General features: G+C 61.4%; 9 protein-coding genes and 1 pseudogene. 8 read left to right on the plus strand and 2 right to left on the minus strand.

Features of this window, described 5'->3' with window-relative positions:
• Positions 1–8: 8 nt before the first annotated feature.
• The 7 genes from pstC to HMPREF9452_RS08260 all read left to right on the plus strand — a co-directional run bounded on the left by pstC (position 9) and on the right by HMPREF9452_RS08260 (position 10,564).
• Complete coding sequence (gene pstC, locus HMPREF9452_RS08230; RefSeq protein ID WP_009141680.1) at positions 9–917, plus strand: phosphate ABC transporter permease subunit PstC; 909 nt, start codon at positions 9–11, stop codon at positions 915–917.
• Positions 910–1,857, plus strand: a complete 948-nt coding sequence (pstA, locus tag HMPREF9452_RS08235; protein ID WP_009141681.1) for a phosphate ABC transporter permease PstA — start codon at positions 910–912, stop codon at positions 1,855–1,857. The genes pstC and pstA overlap by 8 nt, the downstream gene beginning before the upstream one ends.
• On the plus strand, positions 1,854–2,693 hold the full coding sequence (gene pstB, locus HMPREF9452_RS08240; RefSeq protein ID WP_009141682.1) for a phosphate ABC transporter ATP-binding protein PstB: 840 nt from the start codon (positions 1,854–1,856) through the stop codon (positions 2,691–2,693). Before pstA ends, pstB begins: the two co-directional genes overlap by 4 nt.
• A gap of 272 nt (positions 2,694–2,965) precedes the next feature.
• A complete protein-coding gene (locus HMPREF9452_RS08245) occupies positions 2,966–4,822 on the plus strand; it encodes an ABC-F family ATP-binding cassette domain-containing protein (protein ID WP_040362812.1) in 1,857 nt (618 codons plus the stop codon).
• 710 nt (positions 4,823–5,532) lie between these two features.
• On the plus strand, positions 5,533–8,883 hold the full coding sequence (locus HMPREF9452_RS08250) for an ABC transporter ATP-binding protein/permease (protein WP_009141684.1): 3,351 nt from the start codon (positions 5,533–5,535) through the stop codon (positions 8,881–8,883).
• A gap of 249 nt (positions 8,884–9,132) precedes the next feature.
• Positions 9,133–10,179: a helix-turn-helix domain-containing protein gene (locus tag HMPREF9452_RS08255; RefSeq protein WP_009141685.1), complete on the plus strand. Its 1,047-nt coding sequence runs from the start codon at positions 9,133–9,135 to the stop codon at positions 10,177–10,179.
• 142 nt (positions 10,180–10,321) lie between these two features.
• Positions 10,322–10,564, plus strand: coding sequence for a hypothetical protein (locus tag HMPREF9452_RS08260; RefSeq protein WP_009141686.1), 243 nt, complete (start codon positions 10,322–10,324; stop codon positions 10,562–10,564).
• Between the two features lie 72 nt (positions 10,565–10,636).
• Here HMPREF9452_RS08260 and HMPREF9452_RS08265 read toward each other — a convergent pair whose 3' ends face one another.
• On the minus strand, positions 10,637–11,341 hold the full coding sequence (locus HMPREF9452_RS08265; protein ID WP_009141687.1) for a response regulator transcription factor: 705 nt from the start codon (positions 11,339–11,341) through the stop codon (positions 10,637–10,639).
• The gene (locus HMPREF9452_RS08270; RefSeq protein WP_009141688.1) at positions 11,334–14,072 is read right to left on the minus strand and encodes a sensor histidine kinase; all 2,739 of its coding nucleotides are present in this window, start codon (positions 14,070–14,072) and stop codon (positions 11,334–11,336) included. Before HMPREF9452_RS08270 ends, HMPREF9452_RS08265 begins: the two co-directional genes overlap by 8 nt.
• A 330-nt stretch (positions 14,073–14,402) precedes the next feature.
• Here HMPREF9452_RS08270 and HMPREF9452_RS12015 point away from each other — a divergent pair.
• A pseudogene (locus HMPREF9452_RS12015) lies at positions 14,403–14,709 on the plus strand (IS110 family transposase); the annotation flags it as partial.

Raw genomic sequence — 14,709 nt, forward strand, 5'->3', positions numbered from 1 at the left:
GATGCGTGATGGCACGTCAAATGCCAAAGCGCAACCTGGAAAAAGTGGGCCTGGGTGTCACGGGTGCGTGCGTCGCGCTCGTGACACTCGTTGTGTGTGCGCTGATTTTCATGGTTGCTCAAAAGGGTCTGTCGGCCTTTTTCAAAGACGGCGTCAACGTTGTCGAGTTCTTTACCGGTACCACGTGGGACCTGCATAACGCGCAGGAGAACGGTATGCCCTTCACCGGTGCCCTTCCCCTGATCGTGACGTCGTTCTCGGTCATGGTGCTCTCCACCGCCATCGCCCTGCCCGTCGCCATTGGGTCGGCCATCTTCGCGGTCGAGATTCAGCCCAAGTTTGGCCAGAAGGTGTTCCAACCCCTGATCGAGCTGCTGGTCGGTATCCCGTCGGTTGTCTTCGGCCTTATTGGCTTCCATGTCATCGTCGGTGCCATGAAGGCGATCTTCAACGTTCCCACGGGCCTGGGCATCCTGCCGGGCTCCCTGGTGCTGGCGATCATGATTCTGCCCACCATCACCACGCTTGCGATCGATGCCCTGCGTGCTGTGCCCGACAGTTATCGCCAAGGATCGCTTGCACTGGGCTATACCCGCTGGCAGACCATCTGGCACGTGGTCCTTCGAAGCGCGTTGCCCTCGCTCATGACCGCCGTCATCCTGGGCATGACCCGCGCCTTTGGCGAGACCCTGGCCGTGCGCATGGTTATCGGCGGTATCGAGACCATGCCGAACGGCCTGCTCGATGCCGCGTCTACCATCACCACCACGCTGACCACCAGCATGGCCGTCTACGCCGACGGCTCAGTCCAAAACGATGTGCTGTGGTCGCTGGCCCTGATGCTGATGGGCATGTCGCTCATCTTCATCCTCATCATCCATCTCATTGGTAAGAAGGGGGCGACCGAACGTGCCTAATACCCAAGCGGCTCCCGTCGCGTCTGCGGAATCCGCGCAGGACGCCCACATCAAGCGCGCCGGCATGCAGGACAAGCTTGCAACGGGCGTGCTCACCGCCATCGTCGCCCTGGTCATGCTGCTCGTCGTGTCAATGATCGCCTACATCTTGTTCCAGGGTATAGGCATGCTGTTCAAGCCCGGCTTCCTTACCGAGGCCGCACGTTCCAACGGTACCGAGGGCGGCGTCGCCTATCAGCTGTTCGACTCGTTCTACATGCTGTTCCTCACCCTGATCATCTCGGTGCCCATCAGCTTGGGCGGTGCGGTGTTTTTGGTCGAGTACGCGCCGGACGGTCCCGTCACCACCATCGCCTCCACGGCGATCGAGACCCTCTCCAGCCTTCCCTCCATCGTCGTGGGCATGTTCGGCTTCCTGGTGTTTTCGGTTAATTTGGGGTGGAAGTATTCCATTATCTCCGGCGCCGTGGCCCTTACCATGTTCAACATCCCCATCCTGGTGCGCGTGATCCAGCAGGCTCTGGAGGATGTTCCCCAGTCGCAGCGCGATGCGTGCCTGGCCATGGGCCTCACTCGCTGGGAGGCCACTATCCACGTGCTGATCCCGGCCGCTATGCCCGCCATCGTCACCGGCGTGGTGCTCTCCGCTGGCCGCGTTTTCGGTGAGGCCGCCGCGCTGCTGTTCACCTCCGGTATGTCCAGCCCCGTGCGCCTCAACTTCACGACCCTTAATTTCTCCAGCCCCACCTGCGCATGGAACGTGTTCCGTCCCGGCGAGTCGCTTGCCGTGCACATCTATAAGATCTACGGCGAGGGCAGCCCGCAGGCCCAGGAGATTGTCTGGGGTACCGCTGCGCTGCTGATGATCTGCGTCTTGCTGTTCAACATTCTCGCCCGCATCGTGGGCAAGGCCCTTGCAAGGAGGATGACCGCAGAATGACAAACGAGACCGACCAGTTCCTCGATAGCGTCGCCACCAGCGAAGCGGGCGGTCGCCGCCGCCGCGGCCGCGCCACTTCCAGCGAGGTTGTCCTCGCCGCGCGTGACGTCAACGTCTACTACGGCGACCATCATGCGCTGCACGGCACCACGCTCGATTTCCACAAGGGCGAGATCACCGCTCTCATCGGCCCGTCCGGTTGCGGCAAGTCGACCTTCCTGCGCAGCCTCAACCTTATGAACCGCGAGATCCGCGGATGCCGCGTCGAGGGCGAGATCATCTACCGCGACCACAACATCAATACGCCCAAGGAGAACCTCTACGAGCTCCGTCGCTCCATCGGCATGGTGTTCCAGCAGCCCAACCCGTTCCGTAAATCCATTTACGAGAACATCGTCTTCGCGCCCAAGCGCCACGGTCTTACCAACAAGGCCGAGCTCGACCAGCTGGTTGAGGAGAGCTTGCGCGGCGCCGCGTTGTGGGACGAGGTGAAGGACAAGCTCGATAAGAGCGCCTTCGCGCTGTCCGGCGGTCAGCAGCAGCGTCTCTGCATCGCCCGCACCCTCGCCCTCAAGCCGGATGTCATCCTGTTCGACGAGCCCTGCTCCGCGCTCGACCCCATCTCGACGCTCGCCATCGAGGACCTTATGAACTCTTTGGCCGAGGAGCGCGCCATCATCATCGTCACCCATAACATGGAGCAGGCGTCGCGCGTGTCTAACCGAACCGCCTTCTTTTACATGGGCGATATGGTGGAGTATGGCGAGACCGACCAGATCTTCCAGCGCCCCCAGGACAAGCGCTTGAACGATTACCTCACCGGCATGTTCTCCTAGCCGCCGGTCCTTGTCCTTTCGCTTGCATTACATACGCGCGCCCTTCTAGTCCGGGGCGTGCACACCCGTCGCGCCACGCCATGGCTGCGCGATGCGGACCTTCCCTTTGCGGCGGCTCGGCCTTAGGCTCCGGGTCGCCGCATCGCTATGTCTCGATTCGGCACGGATCTTTCGCGCCGTCGCCAACAGCCCTGCGTACCTGCTAGGATAAAAGGTTGGAAATGATCGTGCGCGCCGCCCGTCTGCGTCCGCGCGCTTGGAAGGTGGTAGACATGGCGATTTTGCTGGGGTGCGACTCGGTTCATTTGGAGTTTCCCACCAAGCTTATCTTGGGTAGCGTCACGCTGGGCGTGGACGAGGGCGACCGCATCGGCATCGTGGGCACCAACGGCGACGGCAAGTCCACGCTGCTTTCCGTTCTCGCCGGAACGCTCGAACCCGATGAGGGCCGTGTGACGCACCGTCGCGACGTCCACGTTGGCCTGCTCGGCCAGCGCGATTCGCTGGATTCTGACGACACCGTGCACCATGCGGTGGTGGGCGATATGCCCGAGTACGAATGGGCGGCGTCGCCTCGCATCCGCCAGATTTTGGACGGCCTTATCGCCGACGTTCCCTGGGAGGGCAAGGTGGGCGAGCTCTCCGGTGGCCAGCGCCGCCGCGTCGACCTGGCTCGCTTGCTTATTGGCACCTATGACGTGCTTATGTTGGACGAGCCTACCAACCACCTTGATATGCGCACCATCAACTGGCTCGCCGAGCACTTGAAGCAGCGCTGGCATGCGGGGGCGGGCGCCTTGCTGGTGGTCACCCATGACCGTTGGTTTTTGGACGAGGTCTGCACTTCTATGTGGGAGGTCCATGACGGCAAGGTCGACCCCTTTGAGGGCGGTTACTCCGCATATATCCTGCAGCGCGTGGAGCGCGACCGCATGGCGCAGGTGGCAGAAGAGCGCCGCCGCAACATGGCGCGCAAGGAGCTGGCATGGCTTTCACGCGGCGCCCAGGCCCGCAGCACCAAGCCCAAGTTCCGTGTCGACGCCGCCCGAGAGCTCATCGCCGACGTTCCCCCCGTGCGAAACGAGCTGGAGCTCAAACGTCTGGCTGTAAGCCGCCTGGGCAAGCAGGTGATCGACGTCCTCGACGTGACCGCTGGGTATACCGATAGCTCCGCCGGCGATCCCGCCGCCCCCGTGCTGGAGGACGTCACCTGGCTTATCGGCGCGGGCGACCGCTACGGCCTGCTTGGTGCCAACGGCGCGGGAAAGACCACGCTGCTCGACGTTATCCAGGGCAAGATCCGTCCGCGAACCGGCCGCGTCAAGATTGGCCAGACGGTCAAGTTTGGCGTGCTCTCCCAGCAACTGCATGAGCTCGACCCGTACGAGACGGATACCATTCGCGAGGTTCTCTCTCGCTACAAGCGCGTCTACGTGGTTGATGGCAAGGAAACCAGTCCCGAGAAGCTGCTGGAGCGCCTGGGCTTCACCACCAAGCAGCAGTGGAGCCGCATCTGCGACCTCTCCGGCGGCCAGAAGCGCCGCTTGTCGCTGTTGCTCACCATTTTGGAAGAGCCCAACGTGCTGATTTTGGACGAGCCCGGCAACGACCTGGATACCGATATGCTCGCCATCGTGGAGGACCTGCTCGACGGCTGGCCCGGCACGCTGATCTTGGTGACGCACGACCGCTTCTTGATGGAGCGCGTGACGGATTCGCAATTCGCCTTGATCGACGGCCGCCTTCGCCATATGCCCGGCGGCGTTGACCAGTATCTCAAGGCGGCCGACGAGCTCGATGCTGCGGCAAGCGCCAGGCGCGCGGCGGGGTCTTCTTCTGGCGGTGCGTCGCCGGCTACTTCGCCCTCGTCCAAAAAGGCGCAGTCAAGTGCTGCCGCAGGCATGTCGAATGCTGAGCGCCAGCGCCTGAAGAAGGAGGTCGCATCGCTCGAGCGCAAGATGGATACGCGCCGTGCGCGTATCGAGGAGCTCGAGGCGGGCATGTTCGATATCGATCCCACGGACTTCGCGGCCCTGACCGCCCAGCAGGAGTCGATTGCGTCAGCGAAGGATGAGCTGGACGAGTTGGAGATGGCGTGGCTCGAAGCCAGCGAGCAGCTGGGGGAGTAGCCTGCCGACTGTGATAGCGTCGCTGTGGCGGCATCGCTGAGGTTGCATTGCCTATCGATGCCTTCGCGCGGAAGGCTGCCTGAGCCCAGGATGGGTGCCGGACCAAAAAGCGAGTTGGTGCGGAAATAGGGGTGTGCCAAATAATCGCTTAGTGCGGAGGTTGGGACAAATAGTCGCTTAGTGCGGTTCAAATCGCGTCAAATAATGCGTTAGTGCGGTCCGGGCGAGAGATGGTAAGGGTACCTTATGAATAGGGCGTCCGCATCGCCCGAGCTAGAAGGACCGGACGATGCTGCTCGATGCATAAGGGAGGTCCGTCAAACCGCCTTCAATCCGCACTAACGCACTATTTGACCAAACCTCCGCACTAAGCCGCTTTTTGACACGCCGTCCTCTCCACGCTGACGCTCCATTTGGCCTCCGTCCTCTCTGGCTGCTCCCGCCCGCCGCGCCGTGCGCTCTCCGCGCGCGGCGGTCGATTGCTTTGCACCCGGCTTGAGAACGGGTCCGGCGCAAGAGGGGCGCGCAAAATGATGTCGGTCTCATGCAAAGACCGCCCAAGCGCCACTTGCTTGAGAATTGAGCTTCTCGCCATGGTTAATATGGGTATCAGGAAAAATGGTAATGGTACCTAATGGTATTGCCGATGTGTGGCGTCGCCATCACATCGGCGTTTCTTTTCGGGCGGGAACATACGGACGGGAACATACATGATCGAGATTCGCGACATCACTAAAACGTACACAACGGGCGACTTGGTTCAGCGCGCGCTGGACGGCGTGTCCGTGACGTTTCGCGAGAACGAGTTTGTGGCCGTGCTGGGTCCGTCTGGCTCCGGCAAGACCACGTTTCTCAACATCCTGGGCGGGTTCGACCACGCGGATTCGGGCGATATCGTAGTAAACGGTGTCTCTACCAGCGATTATGGAGACGCTGAGTGGGATACCTACCGCAATCACCGCGTGGGCTTCATCTTCCAAAGCTATAACCTCATCCCTCACCAGACCATTCTGGCCAACGTCGAGCTCGCCCTCACGTTGGCGGGCGTGGACCGCGCGGAGCGAACCCGGCGCGCCCGTGCCGCGCTTGAGCGCGTGGGACTTGGCGCCCATGTGAACAAGAAGCCCTCGCAGCTCTCCGGCGGCCAGATGCAGCGCGTGGCCATTGCTCGCGCCCTGGTGAACGATCCAGAGATCGTCCTGGCGGACGAGCCCACCGGCGCGCTCGACACGGAGACGGGCATCCAGGTGATGGACCTGCTCGCTGAGGTCGCACGCGAGCGCCTGGTCATCATGGTCACGCATAATCCGCAACTGGCCGAGGACTACGCTACGCGCATCGTCCGCATTCAAGACGGTCGCGTGGTGGACGATACCAATCCGGTGAGCGCGGACGAGCGTGCCGCCGCGGCGTATCGGGCTTCTTTGGACGAGCCTGCCGAGAAGGGTCCCAAACGCCGCTCGTCCATGAGCCTGCTCACGGCGCTGTCGCTCTCGTTCAACAACCTTATGACCAAAAAGGGCCGCACCATCATGACGGCTTTCGCCGGATCGATCGGCATCATCGGAATCGCGGCTATCCTGGCGCTTTCCAATGGCGTGAACGGCTATATCGCCAAGGTCGAGCAGGACACGCTGTCGAGCTATCCGCTGACCATAGCGCGGCAGAGCTACGACCTCTCCAGCATGCTGACGGGAGACGCGGGTTCGGGCGATGCCGCGGACCAGGGCGGATCAGGCGATGACGCGGACCCCGACGGCTCATCGTCCGCAGGGGACGCCGGAGTGGACAAGAGCGGCTCTATTCCGGTATTCACCATGCTTTCCGATATGTTCGCCAGTGTTAAGTCGAATGACATGGCGAGCTTTAAGGCCTTTCTGGATCAGGATGCCGATGAGCTGGACGGCGAGGTTTCCGCGATTCAGTACGACTACGGCATCACACCGCTGGTGTACCGGGCGGACGTCTCCAACGGCCCCGCGCGGCTTTCGCCCAACGCTATGTCCACTGCCATGACGGGCGGGGCGAGTTCCGCGGCGATGGCGGGCACCATGATGACGGGCGCCACTTCCTTCAACGAGATGATCGATAACCCCGATCTTTTGGATGAGCAATACGACGTGGTCGCCGGCAGGTGGGCAAAGGCGGCGGACGAGTGCGTGCTGGTGCTCTCCAGCAGCGGTAAGGTCTCGGACTTCACCCTGTACAGCATCGGCGTGCTCGATCCCGCCGAGCTGGACCGCATGGTCGATAGCACTATGAGCGGCGCGGGGGAGGTGGACGTGCCCAAGGTGGATGTGGACCTCACCTATGAGGACGCGCTGGGTACAAGCTTCAAGGTGCTGGCCGCAAGCGACTTCTATCGCAAGAATGAGGAGACCGGCGGCTGGACCGACATGTCAGATGATGAGGCGTTCATGACGCAGCAGGTCGCAGGCGGTCTGGACCTCAAGATCGTGGGCGTGGTGCAGCCCAGCCCCACGGCAAAATCCGCCGCGCTCTCGCAGGGTATCGCCTACACGCACGGCCTCACCGAGGAGCTCATGGCGCGCGCGGCGAACTCGCAGATCGTCCAGCAGCAGCTCGGCAATCCGGACGTGGACGTGTTCACCGGCAAGTCGTTCGCGACCCTGCAAGAGGAGGTTAAGGGCGGCGTGGACCTTTCAAGCCTGTTTAGCGTGGACGAGTCCGGGTTGCGCGCGGCGTTTTCCGTCGATGCGTCCAAGCTGGGTGCGGGCCTTGACCTTTCCGGTTTCGATTTTTCCGGCATCGATATGGGCAACGTCGACATAGACCTATCTGGCATCGCGGGCTCTCTTGATATCGAGGGTATCGTCGTGGGCGCGCCGGCGCCGGATATCTCCGGCATTCTGGGTGATCTGGCCGAGGACCCCGTGCTCGACCGCGACCAGATGGAGCAGACCGCAACGCTTGCCAACCAGTTTGTGCAGGGCTTTGTCACGCGCTGGCTGCCCGCCCACGGTGAGGGGCTCGATCCGTCTGCAGATGATTTTGCGGCAAGGCTCCTTGTCCAATTCGCGGCATATGCAAGCAGCACCGAAGCCGATGGCGGCAAGGTGCTCTTGGACCAGATTGTCCAGGTGGCGGGTCAGCCCGTAGCGGACCGCTTGGATAAGATTGCGCGCGACTACATCGAGAACCAGCTTGCTCCCTACATGCAGGGCGCCTTTGAGAAGATGCTGGGGCAGGTGTCCAGTGAGATCTCAAATGCCGTCTCATCCCAGCTGCAGGCGGGTCTAACCGGCGCTATGGCGCAGATGGCCTCCAACATGGGCACCCAGCTGTCGCAGCGCTTGGCTGCCAATATGGCGGGAGCATTCAACGTTGATGCCTCGGCGTTCGCCAACGCGATCCACTTGAACATGGATGCCGAGGACTTGACGTCTCTTATGACTAGCTACGCCAACGCCGGCAAGCTGACCTACGACAACAACCTGGCAACGCTTGGCTATGCGGACCAGGCCAACCCGCAGTCTGTGAGCATCTATCCGGTGGATTTCGAGGCGAAAGAGGCGGTGCTCTCCGCCATCGATGGCTACAACCAGGACGTCCGCGCGGCGGGGGAGGAAGACAAGGCGATTGTCTACACCGACTACATGGGCGTGATCATGGGCAGCGTGACGGACATCGTGAACATGATCTCGCTGGTGCTCATCGCGTTCGTTAGCATCTCGCTGGTGGTGAGCTCGATCATGATCGGCATCATCACCTACATCAGCGTGCTGGAGCGCAAAAAGGAGATCGGCATCCTGCGCGCCATGGGTGCGTCCAAGCGCAACATCGCCAACGTGTTCAACGCGGAGACCTTTATCGAGGGCTTAATCGCCGGCGTGCTGGCGATCGCCGTGGTGGTGCTGGCGTCCTTCCCGGTCAACGCGTGGGCGCTGGCCGAGCACCAGGTTGAAAACGTCATGCAGCTGCCCGTCTCATCGGCGCTGGGGCTCATCCTCATCAGCGTTGTCCTTACCGTTGTGGCGGGCCTCATCCCCAGCCGCTCCGCCGCCCGCCGCGATCCCGTTGAAGCCCTGCGCAGCGAGTAAGCCGGCAGCCGGAGTGCAACTGGAGTGCGGATGGGACCGAGCGCTCTAAAAGGCGCGCGATCGCTTTTGACGGCCGTGTGCGGGCTTTGTGCCCGTGCGCGGCCGTTGCCATGCGCCGCCTCATTAACCGGCGGTTAGGTTTTGCGCTCCAAACATGATGACACCTCAATTGCGTTCGACCCTGCAAGCTGCTGAAATAGACGGTGAGCAGCTGCGAGGTAACCATCATATGCTGAAGGGACGGACGCAATGCCTATAGCCAACATCATTCGCGAACGACGTCGTGAGCTAGGCCTGACGCAAGAGCAGGTAGCTCAGAGTCTGGGGGTTTCCGCGCCGGCGGTCAACAAGTGGGAGCGCGGTGCGAGCTACCCGGATATCACGATCATTCCGCCGCTTGCCCGGCTGTTGCAGACGGATGCAAACACGTTGCTTTCCTTTGAGGCTGATTTGGACGAGGAGACAAACCTTGCCATTCAGCGCGAGGTTGATCGCCTGGTGCGCGAGGAGGGTTACGTGGAGGGCTTTGCCTACGCGCAGGAACAGCTGCGCCTATATCCGGCCAGCGATGAGCTCGCTATTGTGCTTACGCAATACCTTGACGGCGCGCTCACGCTTTTTCAGGTTGAGGACCCCGATCGGTATCGTTCTGCGCTAGACAAAGCCTGCGAGCGGCTGAGCCAAAGCGCTCTGCCCGAAGCTCGCGAGCAAGTGTGCGGCATGCTGATCGCGCGCGCCATGCAAGATGGGCGCTACGAGGACGCGCAGCACCTGCTTGACACAATTCATCAGCCGCAGATCGACAGGGAAGAGCGCCAGGCGATTCTCCTAATGCGCCAGGGTCGCGATGAGGAGGCAGCGCGTCGGTGGGAGGCGCGCCTTATCAGGATTTCTGCCGATCTCATGGGCGCCATCAACAGCATTATCGAGATTGCCTTGCGCGCGGGCCGAGTGGACGATGCGTGCGCGTGCGCCCTCCGCGCGCAAGCGACGTTCGAGGCGCTCGACCAGCCCGGGTGGATGAGGCTTGCGCCCAGCTTGACCGTTGCGGTGGCAAGACAGGATGCGGACGAGACGCTTGATTTGCTCGAGCAGATGATGGCGTCCCTGCATGGGGGCGACACCGGCGTTCTCAAGAGTCCCCTGTACCGTTATAGCGACTTTAACGATCTGGCGCAGCTGACCTCCCAAATGGGCGCGGTGATGCTGGCCGGTGTACAGGCTGACGAGGATTATGCGTTTTTACGCGAGGCTCCCGGCTATGGCGCCTTTCTTAAGAAGTGGGGCGTTCGGTAGGCCGGCCCGCCCTGTAAGAGCGAGATGCGTTCCCATCATTTTCACCACGCTTGCCGAGAGATGCGGTTTGCGCGCCCCGCGGTGGGTAGTACGTAGATAGCACCGTTATTTCGGCGTCAGAACGCGGCGGAAAGGAGCCATCATGCCCGGGTATGAGATCTTGATTATGTTGGCGGTCGTTGTCCTTCTGGTGATCGCGGCGCTCTTCGCGGTGCCGCGCGTCATGCGCACGTGGACCGCGGCGACGTCGCCTACGGACGAGCGCATCGAATACGCGACCCACATGGGAAAGGCGGTGGACCAGGGCCCAGCCCCCAGTGACACGGCCGAGCGCGAGCGCATGGGTCATCGCGAGACCGAGGGCGCGCCCATTCGCCAGCTCTAAGCCAAATGATGAATCTGCTTGAGAAGACGGGTCCGTGTTGGGCCCGTCTTCTTGCTTAGGGTTCCGTTGTCGTCAGAGGCGCTGCATGCGGTAGCCCACGCCCACATGCGTCTGGATCATGGTGGGGTGCGACGGGTCCGCCTCGATCTTCTTGCGCAAGGTTCGCATGAAAACACGCAGGCTCGCGATATCGCTATCCCAGCTCGTGCCCCAAATCTCGCGAGTAATATAGGTGTGGGTGAGCACCTTGTCGACGTTTTTCGCTAGGAGAACGAGCAACTTGTATTCGGTTGGAGTGAGCGAGAGCTCGTGTCCTTCGATTGTCGCGTATCCCGCGGCGTAGTCGATGTGTAGAGGCCCGTTATCGAAGGTGCTCGTTTCGGCTGGCTCGCTCGCCGCCATAGAGGAGCGCCTTAGGCTGGCGCGTACACGCGCTAGCAGTTCTTCTACTGAAAAGGGCTTGGTAAGGTAATCGTCGGCGCCCGCGTCGAGTGCTGTGATTTTGTCGGAGTCTTCGGTGCGAGCCGAGATGACGGTTATGGGCACCGCGGACCAGCTTCGAATCTTGGTGATGACTTCGACTCCGTCGATGTCTGGTAGGCCCAGGTCGAGCATAATGAGGTCGGGGCCATGCGATGCCGCTTCCATGATGGCTGCCTGGCCGTTGCAGGCCTTTTCAACGCTGTATCCATGCAGGACAAGGGCGGTTGATACGAGGTTTTGAACAGCGGGGTCATCTTCAACCAGTAGAATGCGTGGCTTTACGGCGTCATTCATGGATTTCTATCTCCTCGGCGGGCAGGGTGAAGCAGAAGACGGCTCCACGGGGATGGTTGTCGCGTACCTCGATGATACCGCCGTGTGCCTCTACAATAGAGCGGCACAGCGATAGGCCGAGGCCGAAGCTGCGGTGCGAATCCACGGGTTGGGCTTTACTTGAGATGAAGAATTGGTCGAAGACGTGGGGTTTATCGCAGTCTGCTACGCCTGGGCCGTTGTCGGCAACTTCTACCACGATGAACTTGCCCTCGCGATGAGCGCCGATGGTGATAGTCGAGTTCTCGGGTGTGTACTTGAAGGCATTCATAATGAGATTTGTGAGCACCTGCATGATGAGGTGGACGTCGATGCGCACCAGCAGGATATCATCATCGTTGCGCTTAACGGTGATGGTGTGGCCGCGCGATGCGCGTGCGACATGGCTGAGGGCTCCCGCGATAACCTCGTCGATGAGTTCGGTTGTGAGGTTGAGGTGTATACTGCCGTCCTCGACCCGGGTGATGGCGAGCAAGTTTTCAACGGTATCGATCAGCCAAAGGGAGTCGTCGTAGATGGCGTCGGCGAGGTTTCGTCGCTGTTCGGGGGTGAGCTTCTCGTCGCCTTCCCGAAGAACCGCCGCGGATCCGGAGATCGCCGTGAGGGGCGTTCTCAGGTCATGGCCTATGGAGCGAAGGAGGTTGGCGCGCAGCTGCTCGTTTCTGGCTAGGACGGCGGCCTCTTCACGTTCCTTTGCTGCCTTGTCGCTCTCGAGCGCCAAAGCGCATTCGCCGACGATGGATAAAACAATTGAATGCTCAAAGTCTTCCAGCTCTCGCCCGTTCAGGGCGATGCCCATGACTCCGAACACTTCGTCACCGGTGCGTACCGCAAGGTAAAGACAAGAAGCTTCGGGTAGGGTGCGCGTGCTCGCCCCTGCGTGCTTGTTATTGGCGTACGTCCACGTTGCGACAGCCCGTTCGTAGTCAGTGAGCAGCGATGCGGAGTGGTCCTCGGAGCCCGCGGGCTCGTAGATGGCTTTCCCGAGAAGGCTGCGATCGGCGGTGTAGAAGACCACATCGAGCTTTAATAGTTTGACGAGCTGGTTCATGGCTACACGGGCGCGTGCTTCTGCGCCATGGGCCTGCTGCAGGAGCTGGTTTGTTTCGAGGAGCACTCGTGTCCTGAACGCGTTTTCAGCAGAGGTCCGGGCGCTATTGGTGATACGTGCCGTGAGCTCGCCGGCAACCATGGCGGTTGCGAACATGATGGCGAACGTGACAAGGTAGCTTCGATCGTAGCTGTTGAGTGAGAACAGGGGCGTAACGAAGCAGAAGTTGTAGAGAACGACGGAAAGGACGCTGGACATGATTGTGCATAAGCGTCCGGTTGTGGTGACGGCGGTGAGCAGCGCAGTGAGGATATAAAGAGAGATGATGCTGGAGTCGGCGAATCCCAGGTGGCGGAAGGAGACTCCAATCGCCGTGGCAACAAGGGAGAGGCCTAGCGTTCGAAGGACATCGCGGCCGCTGGGCGGTTGCAGCGCGGTCTGATGCTTGCGCTCCATCGGCCGGGAGGGCGGTGTTTCTTGGTCCGGGATGATGTAGATGTCGAGGTTTGGAGCAAATGCTATGAGTTGCTCGACGAGCGATTTGCGACCAAAGAGGACCTGACGGACGCCGCTGTGCTCCCCCGTGCGCCCCATGACGATCTTGGAGATGCCGGAGAGGCGGGCGAACTCGGCGATCTGGAAGGCGACATCGTCGCCGTAGACCGTCTCCATGTGGGCCCCGAGCTGCTCGGCAAGCGCGATGTTGGCAGAAAGCTTGGCGCGCTCGCCCTCGTCCATCGCCTGGGTGCGTGGGCTCTCCACGAATAGCGCCACCAACTCGCTGCGAAACGCCTTGGCCATGCGCGCCGCGGCACGGACGATGCGGGGATTGGTCGGAGCTGGAGAGATGCAGACCAAGATGCGCTCGCTGGTGTAATAATCACGGTTTCCCAACACGCGCGCGGCGTCCGTGAGGCGGCTGGTGCGGTCGGCGCAACGGCGCAGCGCGATCTCGCGAAGCGCGGTGAGGTTTTCAATGGTGAAAAAATACTGTTGTGCACGATCTGCCTGGTCGGGATGGTAGACGAGTCCGGCTCGAAGGCGCTCGAGCAAGTCTTCAGGTTCGATATCGACGAGTTCGACCTGGTCGGCGTCGTCGAAGATGCGGTCAGGGATTCGCTCGCTCACGACGATTCCGGTGATGGACGCGACTATGTCGTTCAAGCTCTCGATATGTTGGACGTTCACCGTCGTGTAGACATCTATGCCTGCACGCAGGAGCTCTTCTACATCCTGATAGCGTTTTTCATGACGGTTCCCGGGCGCGTTTGTATGGGCTAGCTCATCGACGAGGATGAGCTGGGGGGCGCGCATGATGGCCGCATCGAGGTCGAATTCGGAAAGCGTGATGCCATTGTGTTCGACGAGTTCGTGTGGCAGGCATTCGATTCCTCTTGCAAGACGGGCGGTCGCCGGGCGCTCATGCGGTTCGATGTACCCGGCGACGACGTCGACGCCGCGTCGCTTGGCGGCGTGGGCAGCTTGCAGCATCGCGTAGGTTTTGCCCACGCCCGCGGCATAGCCGAAGAAGATTTTGAGATGCCCCCGGCCATTTCGAATCTCGTCGGGCGATCCGTCTTGTTCGATTGCCTTGAGAAGAAGGTCTGGATTGGCGCGGGTGTCTGATGCGTCACGCGGCATGGTGTGGCCTTTCTAGATCGTGAAGTATGCGTGCACTTGCGGCGACGGCGCCGTTTGGTGCCCACGTGGTCGAGTATAGACACACTGAGAATTCAATGGGGCTTTCTACCTGCATCTTTACGCCATCTTAAGGTCGTCCGAGCCAACCCTAATGCTGCTTTAATTCCCGAAAGCGTTTACTATCGTCAAGCGCTTGCGGAGTCGGGCGCTTGAGACGATATGAGTTGAACATTGGGAGCCCCTCCCCTTGCAGCTCTATCGTGGGTCGGGCGACAATGGTCGTAGCGCCAACCGTGGCCGCGCGCCACATGCGACGGAGAGGGGCCCGCCATGTCCAATTATGTCACAGCCATCGGTCTCGACGTCCACGCGAGGAGCATCTCCGCATGCGCCTTCGACCCCATGACCGGCGAGGTGTCCCGCGCAAGGTTCGGATACGACCCCGCGTCGGTCGCCGAGTGGGCACTGGGGTTCGAGTCGCCCAAGGCGGTGTACGAGAGCGGCCCGACCGGCTTCCACCTCTGCCGCGCCCTGAGGGCGCTCGGCGTCGACTGCGCCGTAGGCGCCGTCTCCAAGATGCACCGGCCGGCCGCCGACCGCGGGCGCAAGAACGACCGGCGCGACGCCGAGTGGCTCG

The organism is Collinsella tanakaei YIT 12063 (assembly GCF_000225705.1).
In the GTDB taxonomy this organism is placed as follows: Bacteria; Actinomycetota; Coriobacteriia; order Coriobacteriales; family Coriobacteriaceae; genus Collinsella; species Collinsella tanakaei.

Bases quoted from the DNA above. Each gene is read 5' to 3' on its own strand.
- HMPREF9452_RS08250 (WP_009141684.1), top strand. From the start codon at position 5,533: ATGATCGAGATTCGCGACATCACTAAAACGTACACAACGGGCGACTTG.
- HMPREF9452_RS08260 (WP_009141686.1), top strand. From the start codon at position 10,322: ATGCCCGGGTATGAGATCTTGATTATGTTGGCGGTCGTTGTCCTTCTG.
- HMPREF9452_RS08255 (WP_009141685.1), top strand. From the start codon at position 9,133: ATGCCTATAGCCAACATCATTCGCGAACGACGTCGTGAGCTAGGCCTG.
- HMPREF9452_RS08265 (WP_009141687.1), bottom strand. From the start codon at position 11,341: ATGAATGACGCCGTAAAGCCACGCATTCTACTGGTTGAAGATGACCCC.
- HMPREF9452_RS08270 (WP_009141688.1), bottom strand. From the start codon at position 14,072: ATGCCGCGTGACGCATCAGACACCCGCGCCAATCCAGACCTTCTTCTC.
- pstB (WP_009141682.1), top strand. From the start codon at position 1,854: ATGACAAACGAGACCGACCAGTTCCTCGATAGCGTCGCCACCAGCGAA.
- pstC (WP_009141680.1), top strand. From the start codon at position 9: ATGGCACGTCAAATGCCAAAGCGCAACCTGGAAAAAGTGGGCCTGGGT.
- HMPREF9452_RS08245 (WP_040362812.1), top strand. From the start codon at position 2,966: ATGGCGATTTTGCTGGGGTGCGACTCGGTTCATTTGGAGTTTCCCACC.